Here is a 25,794-nt window from a genome sequence, read left to right as displayed (position 1 = left end):
TCCTTCGGACAAGTCGCGGCTGCGGACGCTAGCGCGGTGCGACGGTCATCGTGACGTTCACCGGCTCGACGAGGTACGGCGTGTCTTCCTTGATCCACACCCCGCCCCGATGGGCGCCAGGGGAGGTGTCCCCGGCGTCGAGTCGTACCCGTACCCGCACCTGCTTCCCCGGGCCGAGCGTCACCGACGTGGTGTCGAGCGACAGCCACGCCAGGTCGACGGGAGCGCAGTTACCGTAGGTCGGCAGCACCTCCGCCGCGACCGTTGGTACGAACCCACTGGCCACTGATCCGCCGACGCGGTAGAGGCCACAGGCGCTCCCACCCCGGTAGGCGATGGTGCGCGCCGGCGGGAGCCCGGACCAGGTGTCGGTGTCCGGCTCGTAGCTGAACCCCTCGTTGGTGATCACCTCGCCCGTGGTGCCGCCGGAGACGTGCAGCTGGCCGTACGACGCGGTGGAGGCCGAGCCGTAGATCGGGAGGGGCAGGTCAGCCCGCCGCGTCCAGGTGTTGGCCGCCGGATCGTAGGCGTAGGTGTTCTTCCAGACCGTGCCGCCTCGCCTGACACCGCCGGCGCAGAGGATCTTGCCGTCGATGCCCGCACAGGCGAGGTGCCCGGCCGGGTTGGGGTATTCCGCGAGCAGCTCCCAGGTGTCGGTGGCGGGGTCGTAACGCTGGACGTCCTGGCCGTCGCAGGCGTTCGTACATCCGCCGATCACGTAGAGCTTGCCGTCGAGCACCGCCCGACCAGCGCCGGCGGTCGCCACCGGTGCCGACGCGCGGGAGGTCCAGGTGTCGGTCGCCGGGTCGTACGCGATCGTGGTCTTGAGGGAGCGGGGCCCTGGCTCCCACCCGCCGGTCACGTAGAGGATGCCGTCGATGAACGCTCCGGCAGGGTTCTCCCGGCCCTGCGGCAGCGGCGCGATCTCGGTCCAGGCCCGCGTCGCCGGGTCGTAGCGGAAGCCCTTGGCGGTGACGTCGATCCCGTCAACGCCGCCGACCGAGTAGATCCGCCCGTCGAGCTCGCTGACGAGGTTGTCCATGATCCGCGTCGGGTAGTTGGCGAGGTCGATCCACGGCCCGGCCGCCGGACCGGACCCGGCCGCCCGGGTTGCGGACTTCGCCCGCGCGAACGGCAGGGGAGTGAAGTCACCCTTGAGACGGACGACCTCAGGGCCGTCGCCGGTGGCGCTCCCCGCGGCGGTGCTCGCCTTCCCGCCGCTCCCGGGCGTACGACTGGCCGCGAGCGGGACCCGGCCTCCGGCGCCCTCACTGAACTCCACCTTGGCTGGCGCCGACCCGGTGTTGGTCACGACGAACGTCCCCGTCGTCGTCCGGCCCGAGCGGACCGTCGCCACGATGTCGGCCGGCTTCACCGAGAGCCGCCCGGCCGGCAACCGGAACGCCGGCTGAGCCGCCCCGCCGTCGACCACGGCGACCTTCAGCGTGTGGGTCTGATAGCTGTCGGCCACGGCGGTGAACTCCCGCTTGCCGGTCAGCGAGGAGTACATCCAGAAGAAGCCGTCCGGCAGGTTCGGGTCGTCCGGCGTGGCCCGCGACTCCGCCGTCTCCAGCGGGCGCTCCTTGCTGCTGATCGTGGCGCCGTTGACGGGATCGCCGGTGTTGCGGTCACGCACGTGACCCAGCACGAGGCCGCCTGGTTTCGGCGAGCAGTACCGCGTACCGACCACGATGTCGTCGAGTTGCCAGAACCGCGAGTTGTACTGCGCGTTGGAGTATCGGAACCGCACCCGCACGTCAGGCTGGTCGGCTGCCTGCGGGATCGCGATGGCCTTCTCGACCGGCCCGCGGGCGCTCGTCGTCTGGCGGAGGACGTTCTCCCAGGTCTTCCCACCATCCGTGCTGAGGTCGACCTCGCTCACACCGACGAGCGGGTAGAAGTCCTGGCGGAACCTGATCTCCGGCGCCCGCTGGCCACGCAGGTCGACCACCGGAGTCGAAAGAGTCGAGTCGAGGGTCGCGTGCCCGGAGCTCTGGGCGATCGCGAACGCTCCGTCGCCGCCGGTGCGGTTGCCGCGGTCGTACGGGTCGTCGAACCGCCACACCTCGCCGCTGCCGTTGTTGTCGACGACGCTCCACCCTGCCGGCAGCCCGGTGGTGAAGTCCGCGAACGCCCCGTCGTACGTGTAGTGGTAGCCGGGAGCCGTGCAGGCCTGGGCGTCGACGGGTACGGCGATGTCGTGGGTGACGCTCGTCGAGCCGACCGTCACCTTGTCGGTCACCGTCTCATAGCCCGGATAGTCCGGGTCGATCGTGAGCGTGTACGTCGCGCCAGCCGGCAGGCTGAGGGAGTACCGCCCGGTCGCCGGCGCGGTCATGAACGTCCCGCCGGGCATGCCGGCCACCGTGAGCTTCGCGTACAACGGCCAGCCCTGACCCGAGCCGTCGGTGATCCGGCCGGTGACCGTGACCCTGGGCGTCGCCCGCAGCCCGATCGTGCGGGACGTGGTCCCGCCGCTCGTGACCTCGACGCTGACCGTCTCGTCCGCGTAGCCGAAGGAGGACACGGTCACGGTGTACGTGCCGACCGGCAGAGGTAGCGACAGCCTGCCGTCGGCGCTGGTGGTCCGCTCGCGGTTGACCGGGCCGGTGACGCTGACCTTCGCACCGGCGATCGGGTCGCCCGTGCCACCGTCCTTGACGGTCGTCCCCAGAGTGCCGGTCTCGGCGACGGGCGCGGCGTCCAGGAGGGCTAGTGCGTTCAGCTGTCCCTCGCCGTACACGTTGTTGTCCGCGTCGGTGCCACCGCACTCGTCGTCGGGATGGTCGGCAGCCGTCCGGTCGAGCAGCGCGCGGGTCCCGGCGACATCGCCAACCAGGGTGGGCGCCGCCGACCACAACAACGCGACGGTGCCGGCCACATGCGGTGCGGCCATCGACGTCCCGTTGTAGCTCTGGTAGCCGCTGCCCGGCACTGCCGAGCGTACGTTCACACCGGGGGCTGCGATGTTCGGCTTGATCTCGCGGTCCTGGCCCGCGCCACGGCTGGAGAAGGACGCGATCGTGTTCGTGTTGTCGTACGCGCCGACCGAGTAGTTCGCGGTCCGGCTACCCGGTGAACCGCTCGTCAGGCAGCCCGGTGCGTTGTTGCCGTTCGACCAGCTACTGAAGATGCCCGACGCTGTCCAGGCGTCGGTGACGTCCTCCATGAACGGGTCGTTCGACGGGACCTGCGAACCCCAGGAATTGTTGATGATGTGGGGACGCTTGCTCACGTCCGGATTCTCACCGGCGAGATCGGTCGGCTCCAGCATCCACTGGCCGGACGCGATCAGCGCCGCGTCACTCGGGCAGCAGCCGTTCGCCGCGATCCACTTGACGTGCGGGGCGACGCCGATCCGGTTGCCAGACCCGCCGTCGCCGGCCATCGTCCCCATCGTGTGGGTGCCGTGCCCGTAACTGTCGCAGGGCGCGTCACCGCAGACGCCGGCCGCGTCGAACCAGTTGTAGTTGTGGTCGAAGGTCCCGTCGCCCTTGTTACCGCGGTACTGGTTGACCAGGGCAGGGTGGTCGTACTGCACGCCGGTGTCGATGTTGGCAACGACGATGTCCTCACCCCGGACGTCGTACTGCGACCAGGCGTCGTCGGCGTTGATGTTCGCGATGCCCCACTCGACGTCGTCGACCTCGTTGACGTCCTTGCCATTGACCGGCTTGGGTACGGCGTACGCCGTGGTCGGATACAACGCCTGGACTTCCGCCTCGGCCGCGAGCCGCTCGGCGAGCTCGAGCGAGCCCTGCCGGACATAGACCGCGTTCGTGGCCCAGAACGCCTGGTAGTCGACGCCCTCGTCCTTGAGGGTGGCGATGACGTCTCGCTGGCTCGTCTGGGCGACGTCCCGCAGTGCCTTGGCGACCGCCGTACCCCGCGCGTTCCAGTCCTTGATCGCGCTGGCTCGCGACAGGTCGGCGGTGGCGGTGAAGCGCACCCAGAAGTTCGCCGGACGGTCGGCGGCCAGGCGTTGTTCGAGCTTCGGTTTGATCTTGTCCTTCGGGTCCGGCGTGCTGGTCCGGCCGGTGTGCGTGGTGGCGGTGGCGGTGGCGGTCGTGATCGGGCCCATGCCGACCAGCAACGCTGCTGCCGCGACTCCACCGACGAGCGACCGGACCGCACGTAGACGCACCTTGTCCACGTGCTACCTCCCTGAGCGGGGTGGGGGTGGGGCCCAGACGGGCAATGCCCGTGGGGCCGGAACTACCTCTCCGTGCGGTGGACCCTAGGCCGGCAGGACGGCAGAACCCGGGCGGTGCCGGGGCAGTTCCTGGGCAAGACGTCGTCCAACAAGTGGAGAACGTGTTGCCCGGTGTGGATCTTGTGGGCCAGGATGGCACCCCATGGGGAACGGCCTGATGAACCTCGAGCCAGCACTCGAAGAGCTCGGACTCTCCAAGACCGAGGCGCGGGTCTACCTCTGTCTCCTCGGGCAGTCACCACTCGCGGCGGCCACCATCGCTGACCGCACCGGCACGTCCCGCAGCAGCCTGTATCTCGTCCTGCGCTCACTGGTCGACAAGGGGTTCATCGCCGCAGGCGCCGGCTACAGCAGTCGCTACCACCCGGTCCCTCCTCAGCATGCCCTCGGCGGACTGCTGGAACGTGACCGTGCCCAGCTCGATCGCCGCGAACGCCATGCCGAAGACGCCCTTCCCGCCCTTAGCGAGATCTTCGAGCGGAGTGGCGCTGGCACCGAGGTCGGCGAGATCGTCGAGATCCTCCGTACACCGAAGCTGATCGGTGAACGCTTCGACCGGCTCCAGTCGGCGGCGAAGAACACGATCGACATCGTGGTCCGTGGCCCCATCCAGGTCGGCGGGGTCAACCAGGCCGAGCAGGAGGCCCTGCGACGGGGAGTCCGTGCCCGAGCGATCTACGACAGTGCCGCCCTGGACGACCCGTCGGTCGCCGGCAACCTCAGTGCGTGGCTCGCTGAGGGGGAGCAGGCTCGCGTCTACGACGGCGAACTGCCGATGAAGTTCGCGCTCTTCGACGGCCACACCGTCCTCATGCCATTGGTGGCACCGGGGGTGACCGGGGTCGTCGCGATCATCGTCCGCAACCGCGAACTCGCGGCCGCGTTGGGCTTCCTGTTCGAAACGATCTGGGAGCGCTCGGAGCCACTGGAGTCGCGGCCCGCACCCGAGAGAGGACGTCATGGACACCGCCCGCCACCATCGTGCTGACGGCTCGCCGCCGCCGGTGGTTGTCTGCATTGCCGCCGCTCCTGAGGAGCGGAGCCGGCTGGCCGGGCTGTTCGACGGCGTCGGTGTGATGGTGCTGGCGGCCGATCCTGGCAGCGCCAGCTCGTTCCTCGGCCACCTGCACGACAGCCGCGGAGGCCGCGACGTGCAGGCCGACACTGGCTGGTCGTTGGAGTCGGTCGCCGATCCGCCGGACACCTCAGCGACCGTGGTGCGGGTCGGTGCGCTGCACCTCGATCTCGTGCACCATGAGGCGACCTGGCACGGCCAGTCGCTGCAGCTCACGCCGCGCGAGCTGGCCGTGCTGGGCTGCCTGGCTCGCCGGCCGGGCCGGGTCTGGACCTACGAGCAGCTGTACGGCCACGGCTGGGACGGCGCCTACTTCCCGGGTCCGGCCGCCGTCCAGTCCGTTGTGAAGCGGCTGCGCGCGAAGCTGCGGATGGCCGGTCTGCCGTTCGAGATCGTCGCGGTCAGAGGACTTGGCTTCCGTCTCGCGGAGGGCCGTGACCTGCGACTTGTCAGCGCCAAGGGCCAGAACGGCTGACGGCGACCTCGACCCAGCGGTACGCACCCGCTCCTGTCAGCGAGGGCCGGTAACCCTTGCACCGGTTGGCAGGCCCAGGCTCGCGATGTACTCGGCGAGGTCAAGGAGTGGCCGGCCCTCGTGGTCCCCGATCGATTCCGGGCGCCAGCGGCTCACTGGACGGATATCCAGCCGGGAGCTTCCAGCCAGGAAGTACTTCGCCGACGTTGGGTACCGGCTGTTGACCGAGTGTTCGGCGACAGTCAGGAGGCGTTGCACCGTCAGGATGTCTTCCTCCGCGGCGTCGGCGAGTTGCTCGCACAGCCAGGCGACGAATTCCGGGTAGATATTGGCGGCGTATCCGGAAAAGCCCGCGGCGCCCATCCGGAGTGTCGTGGTCAGCGACGAGATCTGCGCGTTGAACAAACGCATCCGGGTCCCCGCCATCACCTCCAGCCGATCGCGCATGACGTCGACGGAGTGGCTGGTGTCCTTGAAGAAGACGAACCGGCCTGTCTGTGCCATCCAGGCGACGTTCTGAAGCGAACAGAGTCGTTTGTACGGCAGCGGACATTCGTAGATTCCGAAATCGACGCCGGGATTGGCGTCCAGGATCGCCTCCGTCGTCGTACGCCACTGGTCCTCGGTCTCGGCCAGATTGGCCACCAGTGAGGAGATCAGGACGACGGCGGTGACGCCCGTGTCGGCGATCGCTTTCACCGCCTCGCTCTGCCGCGTCGCCGAGCCGGACGCCACCGCCGACGCCACGACCGGCACGCGACCCGCCGCACAGTCGACCACGCGGCGAGCGAGGGCGAGCCGTTCGGTCTCGGTCAGGTCGTACATCTCACTCGACAAGGCGACGGTGAAGATTCCCGCCGATCCGCGATCGATCAACCAGTCGGTGATCTCGTCGACGTGGTTCCAGTCGATGGAGCGGTCCTCGTTGAACGGCGTCAGCATCACCGGCCACGCTCCGTGGGGAAGCGTCGCCGAAGCTTCGTCGTACATCGTTCTCCTCGTGGTGAGATTCAGTCAGCTGGCCAGGGCTGTGGGACGCTCAGCCCTTGAGCGCGCCGCTTACCAGGTCCAGGCGCCAGTAGCGTTGGAGGAACAAGAAGAGCGCCAGCAGAGGAATGACAGAGACCAGGCAGCCGGTGATCACCACGTTGTAGATGTTCACCTGGTCGTTTCCCTGGTTCATCAAGGAATAGAAGCCCACAGTCAACGGGAATTTCTCGCTGTCGGCCAGCATGATGAACGGCAGCAGGAAGTTGTTCCAGATCCCGACGAACTGCAGGAGGAACGCGGTGATCAACCCCGGGATCATCGGATAGAGAGCGATCGAACGAAAGATTCGCCACTCTCCGGCCCCGTCGAGACGACCCGCCTCCAGCATTTCATCCGGCACGACCGCGGTCGCGTAGATCCGGCAGAGATAGATACTGAACGGGCTGATGATGCTCGGCAACAGCACCGACCAGTACGTCCCAGCGATCCCGACCTTCGACAGCAGCAGGTACTGCGGGACGGCCAGGATCACCCCGGGAATGAGCACTCCGACCAGCAGGAAGTTGAAGATGAGTTGCTTTCCCCGGAACTGATATTTGGCGAGCCCATAGCCAGCGAGCGCGGAGACGGCGGTGGCCAGGAGTGCCCCACCACCAGCGAAGATCAGGCTGTTCAGACACCAGGTCCAGAACGCGCCGCCGCGAATCGAGGCGAGCTTCGCGAGGTTGTCAGTGAACCCTCCGGTGAAACTCGGCCACAACGAGAACGTCGTGAAAAGCTCGCCGGACTTCTTCGTCGTGGCGGTGACCAACCAGACGACCGGCAGCAGGCAGTACACCGCGCCGAGGAGTACGACCAACGTCGGCCAGAACGCCGCCCGCTGATCCGGGCGCCTCTTCTTTTCGGCCGTTGCCAGCGACGCCATCTCACCCTTCTCCGAACGCGCGACGCTGCAGAAGCCGAAGGAGGGCAAGCGAAGCGACCAGGGTGACACCGGTGATCACCATCGATGCCGCCGACGCCGAGAAGAGGTCGTTCGTGACGAACGCGTCCCGGTAGACCCGCATCATCGGTACCCAGTCGGAGCTGATGGTGTTCGTCAGCGTCACCAGGGTGTTCGGCTCGCTGAACACCTGCAGGGCGCCGATGATCGAGAACAGTCCGGTCATCACGAGGCCGGGAACGATCATCGGGACCTTGATCAGAAGCGCCAGCTGAATCTCCGAGCTTCCGTCAATGCGGGCCGCGTCGTAGACCTCCTGCGGCAGTCCACGCAACGACGTGTAGAGAACCACCATGTTGAAGCCGACCGACCCCCAGATCGAGATGTTGGCCACCGAGAAGTACACCGAGACCGGTCCGAGGAATGTCGGCTCGGGCAGGCCGAGCGCGCCTGCCGCGTCGGTGAAGGGACTTACGCCGGGCAGATACATGAATCCCCACATCAGGGCGGCGATCACCCCGGGCACCGCGTACGGAACGAAGATCGCGATGCGGCCGAACCTCCTCAGCCGCGTGGTCGCGTTGTCCAGCAGCAGCGCGAAGAGAAGCGCCAGCAGCATCGTGATCGGCACCGTGATCAGGGCGTAGACCAGCATCCGCCCAACGCCAGAAAGGAAAGCGGTGTCGGCCAGGACGTTGAGATAATTGTCGAACCCAACAAAGACCTCCCGCCGGACTCCCAGTCCCGAGCCGCTGACCCGGGTTCCCCGGAAGCTGAGCCAGGCGGCGTAGCCAAGGGGGAGGGCGATGAGGCCGGCCGCGAGCAGGATCGCCGGCGCCATGAAGAGCCACGGGACCGCCTTCGGCTCCAGCGAGGCCGAACTACGGCAGGCGATGGCAGCTCTCATTCGGTCACCCGGTAACCGGCGCGTTTGAGGTTGGCCACAGCGTCACGTTGAACCAGCTCCAGCGCTTTCGCGAAGCCTGACTTGGCCGTCACCGCCGCGCTGAAATGGTTGTTGAACGAGTCGAACGCGGCTGGCACGTTGGGTCCCCAGGTAACCGGGACAGTGATCTCGTCGATCTCCGCCGCGCTCTTGTAGAAGTCGGTCTGCTCGGGCATCAGAGAAGGTGCCTTCTGCAGTTCCGGCAGTTTCCTGCCCGGCAAAGCAGCCGGCCAGATGCTCGCGTGCTCGATGTAGGCGTTCAGCGCCTCTTCGGAGGTGTTCAGCCAGAGAGCGAACTTCTTGGCTTCCTTCGGATACTTCGTCCCCGTGGTCACGACCGTTCCGCTGCCTCCGAGGACGCCGGATGCGGGCTTGGAGGGGTCCCATTGCGGGAGCGGAACCGCCGCCCACTTTCCGACGGTCTTCGGAGCATTGGTCGCAAGGATCGGTGGGGTCCAGACCGCGCCCAGCCAACTGGCCAGCGTGCCGTCGGCGAGGGCCGCCTGCCACTCAGGCGTATTCGTCTTCATCGTGGCGACCGCGTCGTCGGCGACGAGCCGCTGCCAGTACTCAGCGACCTTCCTGCTCGGCTCGTCGTTGATCCCGACAGTCCAGTTGCCGCCGTTCACCGACCACCAGGACGCCCCTGCCTGTTGGGCAAGTCCGGCGAAGAGCTGGGCGTCGTTCGCGGGGAACGTCGCGAGGTAGCGAGCCGGGTCAGCCTTCCGCAGATCCCGGGCGACCTTGGCGTACTCGTCCCACGTCGTCGGAACGGGCAGGTCGTACTTTTCGAAGATGTCCTTCCGGTAGAAGAGGAACATCGGCGACGTGCCCTGCGGCACCCCGTAGTTGACGCCGTCGAACGTCGTCATGGTCCAGGCCGGAGCGGATGTCTCCGACTTGCGCTCGCCCATGACATCGGTGATGTCGGCCGCGATGTCCGCGGTGATCAAAGCCGGAAGCCCTTGGTAGGTGGTGTTGGAGAGGTCGGGCAGATCGCCCGCCTTCTTTGCCGCGGTGAGCTTGGCGACGATCTCGTCTCCACCGGTTGAGGTGTTGACCCGCACCCGCACGTCCGGGTGGGATTTGTTCCAGACCTCGACGATCTTCTCGATGCTGGGCGCCCACGACCAGTAGGTCAGGGTGATCGGCCCGTCAGCCGGCTTGTCGCCGTTCGATGAGCACGCCGCGAGAAGCAACGCTGCCGCCAGCGCTCCGCCCATGAGCCTGGCTGCGGTTCCGCCACGGAATCTGGTCATCTGTCACCAGCTCTCTTCAGGTCTCCGCGCCCAGCCGCGGACAGCCGCCGACGCACGGAGGGGTGGCCGCCGGCAGCAGCCGGCAAGGCAAATCGTTACCGGTAACGTTTAAGGACGCGGCGATACTAGGCGGGCGTGGCAGTGAGGCACAAGGATTTCGTTACCGGTCACTATTTGCTGTCCGGAACCGGCCCACTGGAAGCCCGAACCACCAACTCAGGCAGCGGAAACCGCGGCCTGGCCTCGACGTCAGGATGTTCGATCATCGTGAGCAGCGACCGCATCGCCGCCGCTCCGATGGCGTGGAAGTCAAGCCGCACCGTGGTGAGCGGCGGGTAGAAGAACTCCGCCTCCGGCACGTCGTCGTATCCGACCACGCTCATCTCACCCGGGATCACGATCCCCTGCTCATGCAGCCAGCGGATCAGGCCGAGCGCCATCCGGTCGTTCGCGGCGACGACCGCGGTGACGTCGAGGCGGAGGATGTCTGGAGCCGCCGCGTATCCCGAGCGGGCCGTCCAGTCGCCCGAGACGATCGGCAGTGGTTCGAGGCCGTGCTCCCGCATCGCACGCAGGTAGGCGTCTGCGCGTTGCTGTCCGGCCACCCACGCCGGCGGTCCCGCGAGGTGTGCGATCCGGCGGTGCCCCTGATCGGTCAGGTGCTTGACCAGGGCGGGCAGCCCGATCGGCGCCTGCTCCCGGCTACCCGGCCTTTCGAAGAGGTCCGCATCGCGAACGACGACCGTAGGAACCGGCAGGGTCAGCGTTTCCAGCGCACGGTCGAGTGTCTCGGTGGGCGCGGTCGCGAGGATCCCTTCGATGTCGCGGTTCTGTACGAGGTCGAGAGCGTCACCGATGTCGGTGTCGTTCATCGGGTCGAGGCTCACGATGTCGAGGGAGTAGCCAGCCTGACGGGCGACCTCGCTCGCGCCCTGCATCACCTTCCCCGGCGAGGTGCCGGAAAGCTCATAACCAAGGGCGGCCAGCCGATACGTGCGGTTGGTGGCGAGTGACCGGGCGGTGTAGTTGCGCCGGTAGCTCAGCGCCTTGAGCGCGGCCTCGACCCGCTCCCGGTTGTGCGGACGGATCCCGCCCTTACCGGCGAGGTAACGCGAGACCGTCTGATGCGACACCTCCGCCATCCGCGCGACGTCGTAGATGGTCGCGGGCCGCGTCCGGTCGCGCCCATCATCGGTAGCCATCGAGCTCACCCTCCCCGCCACGGTCGACCCATGGTAAACGTTACCGGTAACGGCGCAATGGCTGGAGATCGGCGGAGCGGCGTACGTCGACTTGGACATGCCCTAACCTCCGGCGCATGGCTGTCCGATCCTTCGTCGAGCTGCTGTACGAGGAGGCGCCGCCCGAGGCCTTCGAGGAGGAGGTACGCCGGGCGCAGGAGGCGGGTGTCGACGACGAGGCACTTCGGGCCCTGCGCGCCGAACTCGCGGTGGCGCTGCGGGTCCGCGAGCAGATGAGCCGGCAGCGCCAGCGCGAAGCCGAGCTGTCGGCGTTGTACGAAACGGCGAACGACCTCACCGCGCTGCGCGACGTCGACGCGGTGCTCACGGCGATCGTCCGCCGCGCTCGGCAGTTGCTGGGCGCCGACCTCACCTACCTCAGCCTCAACGATCCCGACCGCGGCCAGTCCTTCATGCGGATGACGGACGGCTCGGTGTCGGCGAAGTTCCGCAAGCTCCGGCTGCCGTTTGGCACCGGCCTGCTCGGCCTGGTCGCCCAGACGGGTGCGCCGTACTTCACCGACGACTACTTCGCGGACCGGAGGTTCCTCCACCGCGACTACATCGACGAGGCGGTCGCGGAGGAGGGAATCCGGGCGATCCTGGGCGTGCCGCTGCTGCTGGGCGGCCGGGTGCTGGGCGCGCTCCTCGCCGGAAATCGCAGCGCGCGTCCGTTCCCGCCCGGCGAGGTGGCGCTGCTTGGATCGCTGGCCGCGCACGCCGCGATCGCGCTGGAGAACGCGCGGTTGTTCGAGGAGACCCAGGCGGCCGTCCGTGACCTCGACGCCGCCAACGCCACCATCCGCGCTCATTCGGAGGCGGTCGAGTTGGCGGCGAGTGCGCACGACCGGCTCGCGGACGTGGTGCTGCACGGTGGTGGTGTCGACGCGGTCGCGGCCGTGCTCGCCGACGTGCTGGGTGGCCAGGTGTCGGTGCGCGACCCGGACGGGCGTCCGCTTGCCGGCCACGCTCGACCAGCTCTGCCGCCCGGACCAGCGCCGGCGGCCCTGGAGGACGCGATCGGGGAGGCGCGGCGCAGCGGACGTACGGTCGAGGCCGCGGCCGAACGACACGCGACCCCCTCGACGCCACGGCAGTGGGTGGCCGCGGCGGTCGCGGGTGACGATCTGCTCGGCACGCTCGTCCTGTGCCGGCAGGCCGACCTCGCGGAGGCGGACCGGCGCATCCTCGAACGCGGTGCGCTGGTGACCGCGCTGCTGCTCCTCTTCCAGCGTTCGGTGGCCGAGGCGGAGGACCGGGTACGCGGCGAACTCCTCGACGACCTGCTCTCCGACCCGCATCGAGACCCCGCGACCCTGCGGGAGCGGGCGCGGCGGCACCGGACCGACCTCGCCGCGGATCACGTGGTGGTCGTGGTCCGGGCGGAGGACGCCGAGCGGCATCGCACAGTCGCCGCCGCGTCCCGGCTCGCGGCCACCCGGGGCGGACTCGGCGGGCTGCACGACGCGGACGTCGTCCTCGCCATCCCCGGGAAGGACGCGGCGGCGGTGGCCCGCTCGATCCGCGACCGCCTGGCCGACCTGCTCGACACCACGGTCACCGTGGGCGCGGCCGGTCCGGGTTCGGGTCCTGACGGGATCGTGGCCGCCTATCGCGCGGCCCGGCAGTGCCTTGCTGTGTTGCTCGCGCTCGGGCGCCATGGTGCGGCCGCCGACGCCGCGGGCCTGGGGTTCACCAGGCTGCTGCTCGGTGGCGGGGCCGCCGAGATCGAGGGGTTCCTGCGTATGACCATCGGGCCGCTGCTCGAGTACGACGACCGGCGCGGCACGGATCTGGTCGGCACCGTCGAGGCGTGGTTCGCCGAGGGTGGCAGCCCGGGCCGGGCGGGGGAGCGGCTCCACATCCACCCCAACACCGTGGCGCAGCGCCTGGAACGCGTGACCGTCCTCCTTGGGGGTGACTGGCGTACGCCGGAACGCGCGCTCGACGTACAACTCGCCCTCCGGCTGTGGCGGCTCCAGTCGGCGAAGGCCTGGTAACGCCCTGGGCCGCTGCCACATGATCGGCGTACTTCTGTGGTCCGCCACCACATCGTCAGGGTGCGTTGGCGGGCCTACCGTCTGGCTGCATGACGGACGCCACACCGCGCAGGCCGCCGCTGGTACCCAGCGGTCTGGACCTCTCCGGCCGTACCGCCCTCGTCACCGGCGGTGCCAGCGGCATCGGGCGGGCGTGCGCCGCCCGGCTCGCCGCGGCCGGCGCCCACGTGGTCGTCCTCGACCGGGACGCGGACGCGGCCACCTCGGCCGCCGCGGAGGTGGGCGGTGAGGCGCTCGTCGTGGACCTCGCGGACCCCTCCGGCATCGACCGTCTCGCGCTCGACGCGGACGTCCTGGTCAACAACGCCGGGCTGCAACACGTGGCTCCGGTCGAGGGGTTTCCGCCGGAGACGTTCGCGCTGATCCTGCGGGTGATGCTGGAGGCGCCGTTCCGGCTCGCCCGGCTGGTGCTCCCCGGCATGTACGCCCGTGGCTGGGGCCGGCTCATCCACATCTCCTCCGTCCACGGCCATCGCGCCTCGGCGTTCAAGGCGGCGTACGTCGCGGCGAAGCACGGTCTCGAAGGCCTGTCGAAGGTGATCGCGTTGGAGGCGGCCGGGCGCGGCGTGACCTCCAACACCGTGTGTCCGGGGTACGTCCGGACGCCTCTGGTCGAGAACCAACTGGCCGCGCAGGCCGCCGCACATGGCATCGACGAGGGGGCGGTGCTCGACGAGGTGCTGCTCGCGCGTACGCCGGTGAAGAGGCTGGTCGAGCCGGCCGAGGTCGCCGAGCTGGTCGCGTTCCTCTGCGGCGCTGGTACGTCGTCGATCACGGGGACGTCCTTCAGCCTCGACGGCGGCTGGACCGCCACCTGACCCGCCCGATCCACGAACGGCTCGGAACAGCTCGCAACAGCTCGCCTCCTGAAAGGACTGTGCCCATGTCCGACGCGGTGAGTACCTCTCGCACCAGCATCACCAAGGTCGTCTCCGCCAGCCTGGTCGGCACCACCATCGAGTGGTACGACTTCTTCCTCTACGGATCGGCCGCGGCGCTCGTCTTCAACAAGCTGTTCTTTCCCGACCACGACCCGGCGGTCGGAACGATGCTCGCGTTCGCGACCTACGCGCTGGGATTCGTCGCCCGGCCGATCGGCGGGATCGTGTTCGGCCACTTCGGTGACAAGGTCGGCCGCAAGCGGATGCTTGTCGTGAGCCTCGTGCTGATGGGTGTCGCGACGTTCGCGATCGGCCTGCTGCCGACGTACGCGACCATCGGCATCCTCGCGCCTGTGCTGCTGTTGCTGTGTCGGCTGGTCCAGGGGTTCGCGGTCGGTGGCGAATGGGGCGGTGCGGTGTTGATGGTCGCCGAGCACGGCTCGCAGGAACGCCGGGGCTTCTGGACGAGCTGGCCGCAGGCCGGCGTACCCGCGGGCAACCTGCTGTCGGTCCTGGTGCTCTTCATCCTCGCGTCGACCACCTCCGACGCGGCGTTCACGAGCTGGGGGTGGCGGGTGCCGTTCCTGCTCAGCGCGGTCCTGGTGGTGATCGGGCTGTGGATCCGGTTGTCGCTCACAGAGTCGGCCGTTTTCCAGGAGGCGCAGGCGGAGTTCGAACGCCGGCGGATCCAGCGTCGTCTGCCCGCCGTCGACGTGGTGCGGAAGTACCCGCGCGAGGTGCTGTCGGCGATGGGGGCGAGATTCGTCGAGAACGTCTGCTACTACATCTTCACCGCGTTCGTCCTGACGTACGTCACCGACACGGTCGGACTGGACCGGCAGGTGGCGCTCAACGCGGTCCTGGTCGCGTCGGCGGTGCACTTCGTCGTCATCCCGTTGTACGGCGCGCTGTCTGACCGGGTGGGCCGGCGCCCTCTCTATCTGATCGGGGCCGTCGGTGTCGGGCTGTGGGGCTTCGCGTTCTTCCCCCTCATCGACACGAAGTCGCAGGCGCTCATCACGGTCGCGATCACGGTGGGCCTGGTGCTGCACGCCGCGATGTACGGGCCGCAGGCGGCGTTCTTCTCCGAGCTGTTCGGGACCAGTGTGCGTTACAGCGGCGCCTCGATCGGCTACCAGCTGGCGTCGGTCTTCGCCGGGTCGCTGGCGCCGATCATCGCGCTGGCGCTGCTGGCGGAGTTCGGGTCGAGCGTGCCCGTGTCGGTGTACCTGCTCGGCTCCGCCGCAGTCACGGTGATCGCTCTGGTCTTCACCAGGGAAACCCGGGGGAGCGGGCTCGCCCACGACCGGGTGCTTGGTGAGGTCGCGGGATCCGCGCCCGTCGATCATCGGTGAGGCCGCACACTGCGTTAGCGTGCTGCTGGTGCGCGACGAGCTCGAGGAGTACGTCCACCGGGTGCTGGGCTCCGCGGAGGTCTCCGCCGACAGGTCCTGGGAGCACGGCGAGGCGTGTGTCCTGGAGGTACGCGATGCCGGCGGCACGTCGTGGTACGCCAAGCGCCACCGTCAGGAGAAGGCGTACCACCGCGAGCTTTCGGCGTACCACTCCTGGGTGCCGGTGTTGGGGGGCCGCGCACCCTGGCTCCGCGCCAGTGATGACGCCCTCCGTGCGCTGGTGATGTCGGTCGTTCCCGGCTCTGTTGCCGCCGACACCCTGGCGAGCGGTGAGGAGGTCGGCGTCCATGAGCAGGCCGGCGCGCTGCTCCGGCGTTTTCATGACGCGGAGTCTCCCGAGCCCTGGCCGGGGTACCCCCAACGCGTCGCCGAGTTGCTCGAGCAATGGATCGCCCGCGGTGGGGATCTGATCGACGAGGCGCAGCGGACCTTCGCGCGCGAGGAGGTACGCCGTCTCGTGGAGCTGCCCGAGCCTATGCGGGTTCCGTGCCACCGGGACTACACACCACGGAACTGGCTGGTGGATGGCGAGGGCACGGTCCGCGTCATCGACTTCGGGCACGCCCGCAAGGACGTCTGGGTCAACGACCTGAACCGCATGTACTTCGCGGAGTGGCGTGGGCGGCCTGACCTGCGCGACGCGTTCCTCTCCGGATACGGCCGGTCGCTTGCCGAGGAAGACCACGCGGTCCTGCGGGGCGCGGCCGTGCTCGGAGCGGTGTCCTCGATCGTCTGGGCTCGCGAGCACCACGACCCGCATTTCGAGGCGCATCACCGCGACGTGCTCGCGCGCCTGCGGCAAGAAGCCACGGGCTGACCCGGGCTTCGGCGACAGTCGGCCGGCCCGAAATCTTGGTGCGTCGGCCGGCCGGGCGCCCCTAGCGTGCGGGCATGCTGATCCGCCGTGAACTCCCGAACGACGTCGATGCCATCCGCGCCGTGCAGTTCGAAGCCTTCCATCGGCCAGACCTTCCCGATCCTGAGCGGGTGCAGGAAGCCGACCTCGTCGACTGGCTGCGGGCGGGCGATGACTGGATCCCCGAGTTGTCCCTCGTCGCGCTCGACGGTGCCGGCGAGGTCGTTGGGCACGTCGTGTGCTCGCGGGCGTACGTCGAGGACCGCCCGGTGCTCGGACTCGGGCCGCTCGGCGTACGCCCGGACCATCAGGGTCGCGGTGTCGGTCACGCGCTCATGCATGCCGTGCTCGGCGCCTCCGATGGGTACGGCGCACCAGCCGTCATCCTGCTCGGCGAGCCGGCGTTCTACTCCCGCTTCGGGTTCGAGCCGGCGGGTCGGTCCGGAATCATCGCGCCGGAGCCGGACTGGGGGGAGTACTTCCAGGTGCGCCGACTCACGACGTACGACGACGGGCTGCGCGGCAGGTGCCGGTACGCCGAGGAGTTCGGCAAGCTGGCCTGAGGAGCGGTCACGCCGACCGCCAGCCCTCAGGTCGTCGCTCAGATGTCGCGGAAGGTCTCGATCCGGGCGCCCAGCTGGTTGAGGCGCTCGGCGAGGTCTTCGTACCCCCGGTTGATCACATAGACGTTGCGCAGCACCGACGTACCCTTGGCGGCCAGCATCGCCAGCAGGATGCAGACCGCGGGCCGTAGGGCGGGCGGGCAGATGACTTCGGTGCCTGACCACCGGGTGGGGCCCTCGACATAGATCCGGTGCGGGTCGGCCAGCTTGACCCGCGCGCCGAGCTTGTTGAGCTCGGTCAGGTGGATGGCGCGGTTCTCGTAGACCCAGTCGTGGATCAGCGTCGAGCCGTGCGCGGTCGCCGCGATCACCGCGAAGAACGGCAGGTTGTCGATGTTGAGGCCGGGGAACGGCATCGGGTGCACCTTGTCGATGGGTGCGTGCAGCCGCGACGGACGGATGGTCAGGTCGACCAGGCGGGTGTGCCCGTTGGCCGCGAGGTACTCCTCGCTGCGGTCGTACCTCTGACCCATTTCCTCCAGCAGCGCCAGCTCGATCTCGAGGAACTCGATCGGCGCCCGCCGGACCGTGATCTCCGACGAGGTGACGATTGCCGCGGCGATCAGGCTCATCGCCTCGATCGGGTCCTCGGAGGCCGCGTAGTCGACATCGCAGTCGATGGTGGTGGGTACGCCGTGCACGGTGAGCGTGGTCGTGCCGATGCCGTCGATGCGGACGCCGAGCTTGCTCAGGTAGAAGCAGAGGTCCTGGACCATGTAGTTGGCGCTGGCGTTGCGGATGACGGTGACACCGTCCCGCCGGGAGGCCGCCATGAGGGCGTTCTCCGTGGCCAGGTCACTGCGTTCGGTCAGGACGATGGGCCTGCTCGGCGTGAAGTCACGGTCGACCTCCGCGTGGTAGTAACCGCCGGTCGCCTTCACCTCCAGGCCGAGCTGGCGCAGGGCCACCATGTGCGGCTCGACGGTGCGGGTGCCGAGGTCACAGCCGCCGGCGTACGGGATCTTGAAGCGGTCCTCGAGGTGCATGAGTGGGCCGAGAAGGGCGAGCACCGTGCGGGTACGCCGAGCGGCGCTGACGTCCATGCTGTCGAGGTCGAGCCGCGCCGGCGGGGTGATCTCGAGGTCGTTGTCGGCGTTGAGCCACCGGGTGCGGACGCCGATGCTGGTGAGGACCTCGAGGATCCGGTTGACCTCCTCGATGCGGGCGACCCGGCGAAGCGTCGTTCGCCCCTTGTTGAGGAGTGCGGCGCACAGGAGGGCAATACCGGCGTTCTTGCTGGTCTTGACGTCGATGCTTCCCGAAAGCTTGCGACCTCCGACGACTCGCAGGTGCATGGGGCCAGACGTCCCGAGGGAGACGATTTCGCTGTCGAGCGCCTCGCTGATGCGGGCGAGCATCTCCAGACTGAGGTTTTGGTGTCCGCGCTCGATGCGGTTGATAGCGCTCTGGCTCGTGCCGAGCACGTCGGCGAGCTGCGCCTGGGTCCAGCCACGGTGTTGGCGCGAGTCCCGGATCAGGTTGCCGACCCGGAGGAGGTAATTCTCGGTCATGGCCCGTGAGCGTATCTCATATGTGAGGTACGCCGAGGTCGGATCGGGCGTGTCTGGGGGCGATGGTGGAAGTTTCTAGGGAGCGGCATGCGGATGGTGACATTTTGACGGCTGAGGATGCGGCGGCCCGGACCGCGGAGTGCCACGTTGAGGTCGACGACGGTGCGCGGCTGCGGGCGCTCGACCGGGCCCGACGAATACCGCCTGGCCCGCGCGCTCGGATGCCTTGCATGGCATCGACACCATGTGAGGCGGGCAATGACCACGTATACGTGATCATTTGGGCCCCAACATGTCGGCTGCGGACTGCTGCCTTACGCGAGCGCGTCGAGGGCGGCGTCGACATCGGCCTCGGTGGAGTAGACGTGGAACGACACCCGCACCCGGCCGCCCCGCACCGCTGCCCGGATACCCGCCGCGGCCAGCTTCGACTCGGCGTCCGGCACGTCGGTGGAGACGATCGCCGAGTCTCCCGGCGGCAGGCCCAGTCCGGCACGGAACCGGTTGGCGAGCGCCACGTTGTGGGCGTTCACCCGCTCCACGCCGAGTTCGACGAGAAGTTCCAGCGCGGGTGCGGCCCCCACGAAGCAGAACCACGCCGGCGAGATGTCGAACTTCCGGGCATCCTCGGCAAGTCGTAGCGGCGGACCGTAGTAGGACGCATGCGGATCGGTCCCTGCATACCACCCCGCCTGCAGCGGACGGAACCGCTCGCGCACGGCGGGGGAGAGGTACCCGAACGCCGCGCCACGGGGCGCCATCAGCCACTTGTAGGCGCTCGCCACCACCACGTCGGCGCGCGACCACGCCAGCGGCAACCAGCCCGCCGCCTGGCTGGCGTCCACGACCACCATCGCGCCGACCGCGCGGGCCGCTTCGACCAGGGCGTCGAAGTCCGCCACCTCGCCGGTCGCCGACTGGACCGCGCTGAACGTGACGACAGTCGTACGCCGATCCACCGCGTCGACCAGCTGGCCGGGCGGCACCGCGACCACCTCGACGCCCCGGTCGGCGTGCACCATCCAGGGGAACACGTTGGAGGTGAACTCGATGTCCGGCAGGACGACCCGCGCGATGTCCGGCAGCGCCGCCGCCACGGGCGCGAGGAGCCCCGACGTCGTGCTGCCCACGGCGACGTCCGCAGTGGGTACGCCGAGGAGTTCGGCGAAGGCCGCCCGGGACCGGGCGGTCGAGGTGTCCCATCCCTCCCAGCTCGTACGCCCGTGCCGCCAGTCGTCGAGGGCCTCCTGCAGGGCGATCCAGGCGACTCTGGGTGGGAGTCCGTAACTGGCGGTGTTGAGCCAGCCGGGCGCGGCGTCCCAAAGCCGATGGGCCTCCGTGATCTCCATGAGCGCACTCTCTCAGACCGGGTACCAGACCGGGTATGTCACCGGTATGGCAGAAGGTGCGCTGGCGCGGCGCGGTCGTACGCGCTCCAAACACCGCCGCGCCCGGGAATACACTCGCCCCGCCGCGCCGGTCCACAAGACCAGTCGCGGACAACCATCAGGGGGCGGCGACCAGGCTGCCCCGAGCGGTGGTAACCGCGCCCCGGCGACCACGGGGTCCGGACCACCTCGGCCACTGGAAGGCGCTGAACGACTGTGAAGATCGGTGTCCCGAAGGAAGTCAAGAGCCACGAATACCGCGTCGCGCTCACCCCCGCGGGCGCGCATGAGCTTGTCCGGCACGGGCATGAGGTCGTCGTCGAACGCCATGCCGGCGCGGGGTCAGCGATCCCTGACGGGGAGTTCGAGCGCGCCGGGGCCCGGATCCTCGACACCGCCGAAAAGGTGTGGTCGCACGCTGAGCTGGTCCTCAAGGTCAAGGAGCCGCTGTCCTCGGAGTACCCCCTGCTCCGCAAGGACCAGGTGCTCTTCACCTACCTCCACCTGGCGGCGTCCCGGGGGTGCACGCACGCGCTGCTCGACTCGGGCATCACCGGGATCGCCTACGAGACCGTCCAGCTCGCCGACGGTTCGCTGCCGCTGCTCGCGCCGATGAGCGAGGTCGCCGGCCGGCTGGCTCCCCAGGTCGGGGCGTACCACCTCATGCGCCAGGGTGGTGGGCGCGGGATCCTCATGGGCGGGGTCTCCGGTGTGTACGCCGCGAAGGTCGTCGTCATCGGCGCCGGCGTCTCCGGACTCAACGCGGCGGCGATCGCCCTCGGCATGCAGGCCGAGGTCCTCCTCCTCGACAAGAACATCGAACGCCTGCGCCAGGCCGACCGGGTCTACCGCGGCCACCTGCAGACGGTCGCCTCCAACGCGTACGAGATCGAACGCGCGGTGCTGGACGCCGACCTGGTGATCGGAGCGGTGCTGGTGCCGGGCGCGAAGGCGCCGACCCTCGTCACCAGCGACCAGGTGGCCCGGATGAAGCCCGGCAGCGTGCTCGTCGACGTCTCGATCGACCAGGGCGGCTGCTTCGAGGACTCCCGGCCGACCACCCACGACGAGCCGACGTACCGCGTCCACGACTCGGTGTTCTACTGCGTCGCCAACATGCCCGGTGCGGTGCCGCACACGTCGACGTACGCGCTCACGAACGTCACGCTTCCCTACGTGCTCGATCTCGCCGACCACGGTTGGAAGGCGGCGTGCCGCCACGACCCGGCTCTTGGCCTCGGCCTGAACACCCATCGGGGTCACCTCGTCAACGCCGCCGTCGCCGACGCGCACCGGCTCCCGCACGTCAACCTGTCAGAGGTGGTGGCCTGAGTACCCACGCCATACCCGACGCCGACGCCCGAGGTTCGGGAGCCGGTCGTCGCTCCACGTCGTCGAGGGCAAGCGCGCTGGACCATGCGGTGACGGGGTACCTCGACCATCTCGCGGTCGAACGCGGGCTCGCCGCCAACACTCTCTCGTCGTACCGCCGCGACCTGCGACGGTACGCGGACTTCCTGGCCGCCCGCGGTCTCGGTCAGCCTGAGAAGGTGAGTGAGGGCGACGTGACGGCGTTCCTCATCCAGCTCCGGGAAGGTGACGCCGACCATCGCGCACTCGGCGCGAGCTCGGCGGCGCGGACCGTGGTCGCGGTCCGGGGGTTCCACAAGTTCGCGCACCGGGAGGGGCTCACGACCGCCGACCCGGCCCGCGACGTGCGGCCTCCGGCGCCACCCCGGCGGCTCCCCAAGGCACTCCCGGTGGCGGACGTCGAACGCATCCTGGACGCGGCCGGCACCCCCGGCACGCCGCTCGGTCTGCGCGACCGTGCCCTGCTCGAGCTCCTCTACGGCACCGGCGCCCGGATCTCGGAGGCGGTGGGCCTCGACGTCGACGACCTCGACCTGTCTTCGGGGTCGGTGCTGCTGCGGGGCAAGGGCGGCAAGGAGCGGGTGGTCCCGGTGGGGTCGTACGCGAGCGAGGCGGTCGCGGCGTACCAGGTCCGGGCCCGCTCGGCGCTGGCCGCGGCGGGTCGGGGCACACCGGCGCTGTTCCTCAACGCCCGCGGCGGCCGGCTGTCGCGGCAGAGCGCGTGGACGGTGCTGCGGAACGCTGCCGAGCGCGCGCAGGTGACGGTAGAGGTTTCTCCGCACACGCTCCGCCACTCGTTCGCCACGCATCTGCTTGACGGTGGCGCGGATGTCCGCGTCGTACAGGAACTCCTCGGGCACGCGTCAGTGACGACCACCCAGGTCTATACGCTCGTCACGGTTGACAAGCTGCGTGAGGTGTATGCCGCGACACACCCCCGTGCACGGGCGTAGACGGTGCGCTTGGGTCTACCGTCTTAGGCAGCATGGCTGAGACTAGAGTCACCCACCCCAGGGTCGCCGTCTCTCCGATCTCCGGAAGAGGAGCCCGCGGTCTTGGCGCAGCGACGGTGCCGGCTATGAAGGGCAGGAGGTCACACGAGCCGTGAACGACTCGATGAACGTTCCCGGAGCCGAGTCTGCCCAACCCCAGCTATCCCGGGACGTAGACGGCGCCGAAGAATCGCCCCGCCCGCGGATCAAGTTCCCCAAGCCACCCCCGCTGGAGACGCACGGCCCGGCACGGGTGATCGCGATCGTCAACCAGAAGGGTGGCGTCGGCAAGACCACCACGGCGATCAACCTCGGCGCGACGCTCGCGGAGCTTGGCCGCAAGGTGCTGCTGGTCGACTTCGACCCGCAGGCGTCCCTCACGATCGGTCTCGGCATCGACCCGCTCGCCCTCGACGCCTCGACGTACGACCTGGTGATCGACCCCGAGACCACGGCCGAGGACATCCGGCTCAAGACCAGCGTCGCGGGGCTCGACCTGCTGCCCTCCGACATCTCGCTGTCCGGTGCCGAGATCCAGCTGGTGACCGAGGTGGCGCGCGAGACCACGCTCCAGCGCGTGCTCGACCCCATGCGTCCGGAGTACGACTTCATCCTGATCGACTGCCAGCCCTCGCTCGGCCTGCTCACCGTCAACGCGCTCACGGCGTCAGACGGCGTGATCATCCCGCTGGAGTGTGAGTACTTCGCGCTGCGGGGCCTTGGGTTCCTCGTCGACAAGACCATCCGGACCGTCCAGCAACGGATCAACCCAAAGCTTCGCATCGAGGGCATCCTGGCGACGATGTTCGACATGCGGACCCTCCACGCGCGGGAGATCCTGGAGGAGGTCGTCGAGAGGTTCGGCGAGACGGTGTTCCACACGATCATCTCCCGGACCGTCCGTTTCCCCGAGACCAACAAGCTCGGCGAGCCCATCACGACGTACGCGCCCAGCAGCCTGGCCGCCGAGGCCTACCGCCAGCTCGCGCGCGAACTCCTGGCCAGGTTGTGACCGCCACAGAGAACGTGACCGACCTCGACCTCGCGACCGAACCCACCCCGGCGACTGATCCGGACCCGGCGACCGACTCCACCGAGGCGGCGCCGGCGGGTACGCAGTCGCGCGAGAGCTTCACGGTCCGGCTGGACAACTTCGAGGGCCCGTTCGACCTGTTGCTCAGCCTGATCTCCAAGCACAAGCTCGACGTCACCGAGGTTGCACTGTCCGTCGTCACCGACGAGTTCATCGCCTACCTCCGGGCGAAGGGCCCGGAGTGGGACCTCGACCAGACGACGGAGTTCCTGCTGGTCGCGGCCACCCTGCTCGACCTGAAGGCGGCTCGGCTCCTGCCGCAGGGCGAGGTCGAGGACGAGGAGGACCTTGCGCTGCTGGAGGCCCGGGACCTGCTGTTCGCACGGTTGCTGCAGTACCGCGCGTACAAGCAGGTGGCGGGGCTGCTGGCGGCGCAGATAGCGCGGGAGTCGCGGCGGTACCCCCGGGCGGTCGGGCTGGAGGAGCGGTACGGCAAGCTGCTGCCTGAGGTCCTCATCGGTCTGAGCTTGGACGACTTCGCCAAGCTCGCCGCGACGGCCCTGAAGCCCAAGCTCGAGCCCGTGCTCTCGCTGGCGCACATCCACGCGCCGCGGGTGAGCGTCCGCGAGCAGGCCACGATCGTGGTGGAGCGGCTCCGGAGGCTGCGGTCGACGACGTTCCGGGCACTGACGGCCGACTCGCCCAACCTCGTGACCACGATCGCGCGGTTCCTCGCGCTCCTGGAACTCTTCCGGGAGGGCGCCGTGGCGTTCGAACAGCTCGAGGCGCTGTCGGAGCTGACGGTGCGCTGGTCGGGGAGCGACGAGGGCGAGGTCGCTGTCGGGGACGAATTCGACGAGGGTGACGTGGAGCTGGCGCCGGTTCCGCAGGAGGAGCAGACGGACGAGCCGGAGCTGGCGGAGGAGACGCAGTGACAGGGATGCCCGACGTGGCAGAGGCAGCCTCGCTGGAGGAGCCAGCAGAGGAGCCAACGGCGTTGGCCGAGCCGGCAACCGAGGAGCCGGTGGCAGAGGAAGCCTCGCCGGAGGAACCGGCTGTGGAGGAGCCAGCGGTAGAAGAGCCGGCCGCGGAGGAGCCACTGGTCGAGGAACCGCCGGTGGAGGAGTTGTTCGGCCCGATCGAGGCGATCCTGCTGATCGTCGACGAGCCGCTCTTGCCGGTGACCCTCGCGCAGGTGCTCGACCGTCCGCGACCCGTCATCGAGGAGGCGCTGCGCACACTCTCGACGTCGTACACCGAGCAGGGCCGGGGCTTCGAGCTGCGGGAGGTGGCCGGCGGTTGGCGGCTCTACACGCGGGAGGAGTACGCCGAGGTCGTGGAGCGGTTCGTGCTCGACGGCCAGCAGGCCAAGCTCACCAACGCGGCGCTCGAGACGCTGGCGGTGGTCGCGTACCGCCAACCGGTCAGCCGGGCCAGGGTCTCGGCGATCCGCGGCGTCAACTGCGACGGTGTCATGCGAACGCTGGTGACCCGGGGGCTGGTCGAGGAGGCGGGTACGGACGGCGAGAGCGGGGCCACGTTGTACCGCACGACGTCGTACTTCCTCGAACGCCTCGGCATCCGTTCGCTGGAGGAACTCCCGAACCTCGCGCCCTATCTCCCCGAGATCGACGAGATGGAATCCGAGCAGGTGGCGCCCGAATCCGCCGCGCCTGAATCCCCGGCGACCGAGCTCGCGGCAACCGACGAGCCCGCGACGGCGGATGCCGCGCCCGAACCAACCCAGGAAACCGATCCCCATGAGTAACCATCAGGCGACGGCTGATCCTGAGGGCATCCGCCTCCAGAAGGTGCTCGCCCAGGCCGGGGTGGCGAGCCGCCGGGCGGCCGAAGAGCTCATCATCGACGGCCGGGTCGAGGTCAACGGCGAGATCGTGACCGTGCTCGGGACCCGCGTCGACCCCGAGCACGACGTCCTTCGGGTCGACGGTGAACGCGTACCCGTCGACGTCAGCAAGGTCTACCTCGCGCTCAACAAGCCGCGCGGTGTGGTGAGCACGATGAGCGACCCGGAGGGCAGGCGCTGCCTCGGGGACCTGGTCGAGGACCGCCGGGAACGCCTCTTCCACGTCGGGCGGCTCGACACCGATACCGAAGGGCTGATCCTGCTCGTCAACGACGGTGAGTTCGCGCACCGGCTCGCGCATCCGTCGTACGGCGTCCAGAAGACCTACCTCGCGGAGGTTACGGGCCCGGTGCCGCACCGTGTCGGCCGCCAGCTGCGGGACGGCGTGGAGTTGGAGGACGGGCCGGCCCGGGTGGATGCGTTCCGGATCGTGCAGCAGTCCGGCCGCAAGGCACTCGTCGAGGTCGTGCTCCACGAGGGCCGCAAGCACATCGTCCGGCGGCTGCTCGCCGAGGTGGGCCATCCGGTACGCCGGCTCGTGCGTACCGCGGTCGGTCCCGTCAAGCTCGGTGACCTGCGGCCCGGCCAATTCCGTCCGCTGACCCGTAAGGAGCTGGGCTCCCTGCTCGATGCGGTGGAGCTCTAGCGCCAGCCC

At 69.1% G+C, this 25,794-nt stretch carries 21 protein-coding genes; 13 read left to right on the top strand and 8 right to left on the bottom strand.

The genetic code is table 11. From position 1 onward, the window contains the following. Window positions 1–28: 28 nt before the first annotated feature. The gene (locus B141_RS0122550) at window positions 29–4,153 is read right to left on the bottom strand and encodes a S8 family serine peptidase (protein ID WP_020577454.1); all 4,125 of its coding nucleotides are present in this window, start codon (window positions 4,151–4,153) and stop codon (window positions 29–31) included. Between the two features lie 202 nt (window positions 4,154–4,355). Between B141_RS0122550 and B141_RS0122545 the strand changes: the two genes are divergently transcribed. Together B141_RS0122545 and B141_RS45980 are read left to right on the top strand one after the other, a co-directional pair. Next, window positions 4,356–5,201, top strand: coding sequence for a TrmB family transcriptional regulator (locus B141_RS0122545; protein ID WP_020577453.1), 846 nt, complete (start codon window positions 4,356–4,358; stop codon window positions 5,199–5,201). Continuing rightward, on the top strand, window positions 5,173–5,763 hold the full coding sequence (locus B141_RS45980) for a winged helix-turn-helix domain-containing protein (RefSeq protein WP_020577452.1): 591 nt from the start codon (window positions 5,173–5,175) through the stop codon (window positions 5,761–5,763). Before B141_RS0122545 ends, B141_RS45980 begins: the two co-directional genes overlap by 29 nt. Before the next feature lie 36 nt (window positions 5,764–5,799). On the opposite strand, the gene B141_RS42160 is transcribed toward B141_RS45980, so the two are convergent. From B141_RS42160 to B141_RS0122515, 5 genes are all read right to left on the bottom strand, one after another. Beyond that, on the bottom strand, window positions 5,800–6,753 hold the full coding sequence (locus B141_RS42160; protein WP_020577451.1) for a dihydrodipicolinate synthase family protein: 954 nt from the start codon (window positions 6,751–6,753) through the stop codon (window positions 5,800–5,802). 49 nt (window positions 6,754–6,802) lie between these two features. Beyond that, window positions 6,803–7,678, bottom strand: a complete 876-nt coding sequence (locus B141_RS0122530) for a carbohydrate ABC transporter permease (RefSeq protein WP_020577450.1) — start codon at window positions 7,676–7,678, stop codon at window positions 6,803–6,805. Between the two features lies 1 nt (window position 7,679). Continuing rightward, on the bottom strand, window positions 7,680–8,603 hold the full coding sequence (locus B141_RS0122525; protein ID WP_020577449.1) for a carbohydrate ABC transporter permease: 924 nt from the start codon (window positions 8,601–8,603) through the stop codon (window positions 7,680–7,682). Then, window positions 8,600–9,901, bottom strand: a complete 1,302-nt coding sequence (locus B141_RS0122520; RefSeq protein ID WP_026257471.1) for an ABC transporter substrate-binding protein — start codon at window positions 9,899–9,901, stop codon at window positions 8,600–8,602. The genes B141_RS0122525 and B141_RS0122520 overlap by 4 nt, the downstream gene beginning before the upstream one ends. A 170-nt stretch (window positions 9,902–10,071) precedes the next feature. Next, window positions 10,072–11,103: a LacI family DNA-binding transcriptional regulator gene (locus B141_RS0122515; protein WP_026257470.1), complete on the bottom strand. Its 1,032-nt coding sequence runs from the start codon at window positions 11,101–11,103 to the stop codon at window positions 10,072–10,074. Between the two features lie 116 nt (window positions 11,104–11,219). On the opposite strand from B141_RS0122515, the gene B141_RS0122510 reads away from it, so the two are divergent. From B141_RS0122510 to B141_RS0122490, 5 genes are all read left to right on the top strand, one after another. Then, the gene (locus B141_RS0122510) at window positions 11,220–13,142 is read left to right on the top strand and encodes a helix-turn-helix domain-containing protein (RefSeq protein ID WP_020577446.1); all 1,923 of its coding nucleotides are present in this window, start codon (window positions 11,220–11,222) and stop codon (window positions 13,140–13,142) included. 89 nt (window positions 13,143–13,231) lie between these two features. After that, window positions 13,232–14,020, top strand: coding sequence for a 3-hydroxybutyrate dehydrogenase (locus B141_RS0122505; RefSeq protein WP_020577445.1), 789 nt, complete (start codon window positions 13,232–13,234; stop codon window positions 14,018–14,020). 65 nt (window positions 14,021–14,085) lie between these two features. After that, complete coding sequence (locus B141_RS0122500; protein ID WP_020577444.1) at window positions 14,086–15,438, top strand: MFS transporter; 1,353 nt, start codon at window positions 14,086–14,088, stop codon at window positions 15,436–15,438. 28 nt (window positions 15,439–15,466) lie between these two features. Next, window positions 15,467–16,315 (top strand): phosphotransferase enzyme family protein, encoded by an 849-nt coding sequence (locus tag B141_RS0122495; protein ID WP_157181205.1) that lies wholly within the window; start codon window positions 15,467–15,469, stop codon window positions 16,313–16,315. A 74-nt stretch (window positions 16,316–16,389) separates the two neighbouring features. Beyond that, complete coding sequence (locus tag B141_RS0122490; protein ID WP_020577442.1) at window positions 16,390–16,917, top strand: GNAT family N-acetyltransferase; 528 nt, start codon at window positions 16,390–16,392, stop codon at window positions 16,915–16,917. 38 nt (window positions 16,918–16,955) lie between these two features. On the opposite strand, the gene B141_RS0122485 is transcribed toward B141_RS0122490, so the two are convergent. Beyond that, window positions 16,956–18,488: a helix-turn-helix domain-containing protein gene (locus tag B141_RS0122485; protein WP_020577441.1), complete on the bottom strand. Its 1,533-nt coding sequence runs from the start codon at window positions 18,486–18,488 to the stop codon at window positions 16,956–16,958. 314 nt (window positions 18,489–18,802) lie between these two features. Further along, a complete protein-coding gene (locus B141_RS0122480) occupies window positions 18,803–19,837 on the bottom strand; it encodes an aminotransferase class V-fold PLP-dependent enzyme (RefSeq protein ID WP_020577440.1) in 1,035 nt (344 codons plus the stop codon). 255 nt (window positions 19,838–20,092) lie between these two features. Here B141_RS0122480 and ald point away from each other — a divergent pair, with 255 nt between their 5' ends. From ald to B141_RS0122450, 6 genes are all read left to right on the top strand, one after another. After that, window positions 20,093–21,208: an alanine dehydrogenase gene (ald, locus tag B141_RS0122475; protein WP_020577439.1), complete on the top strand. Its 1,116-nt coding sequence runs from the start codon at window positions 20,093–20,095 to the stop codon at window positions 21,206–21,208. Between the two features lie 89 nt (window positions 21,209–21,297). Next, entirely contained in the window at window positions 21,298–22,200 is a 903-nt protein-coding gene (gene xerD / locus B141_RS0122470) for a site-specific tyrosine recombinase XerD (RefSeq protein WP_020577438.1), read from the top strand. 151 nt (window positions 22,201–22,351) lie between these two features. Further along, window positions 22,352–23,251, top strand: coding sequence for a ParA family protein (locus tag B141_RS0122465; protein ID WP_020577437.1), 900 nt, complete (start codon window positions 22,352–22,354; stop codon window positions 23,249–23,251). Further along, entirely contained in the window at window positions 23,248–24,207 is a 960-nt protein-coding gene (locus B141_RS0122460; RefSeq protein WP_020577436.1) for a segregation and condensation protein A, read from the top strand. Before B141_RS0122465 ends, B141_RS0122460 begins: the two co-directional genes overlap by 4 nt. Before the next feature lie 5 nt (window positions 24,208–24,212). Then, complete coding sequence (gene scpB, locus B141_RS50815) at window positions 24,213–25,040, top strand: SMC-Scp complex subunit ScpB (RefSeq protein WP_020577435.1); 828 nt, start codon at window positions 24,213–24,215, stop codon at window positions 25,038–25,040. Beyond that, window positions 25,033–25,785, top strand: coding sequence for a pseudouridine synthase (locus B141_RS0122450; RefSeq protein WP_020577434.1), 753 nt, complete (start codon window positions 25,033–25,035; stop codon window positions 25,783–25,785). The genes scpB and B141_RS0122450 overlap by 8 nt, the downstream gene beginning before the upstream one ends. The last annotated feature ends 9 nt before the right edge of the window (window positions 25,786–25,794 follow it).

The sequence above is a fragment of the Actinopolymorpha alba DSM 45243 genome (assembly GCF_000373925.1).
In the GTDB taxonomy this organism is placed as follows: domain Bacteria; phylum Actinomycetota; class Actinomycetes; order Propionibacteriales; family Actinopolymorphaceae; genus Actinopolymorpha; species Actinopolymorpha alba.
Note: the sequence above shows the minus strand (reverse complement) of the source record. Positions and strands in the feature narration are given on the sequence as shown.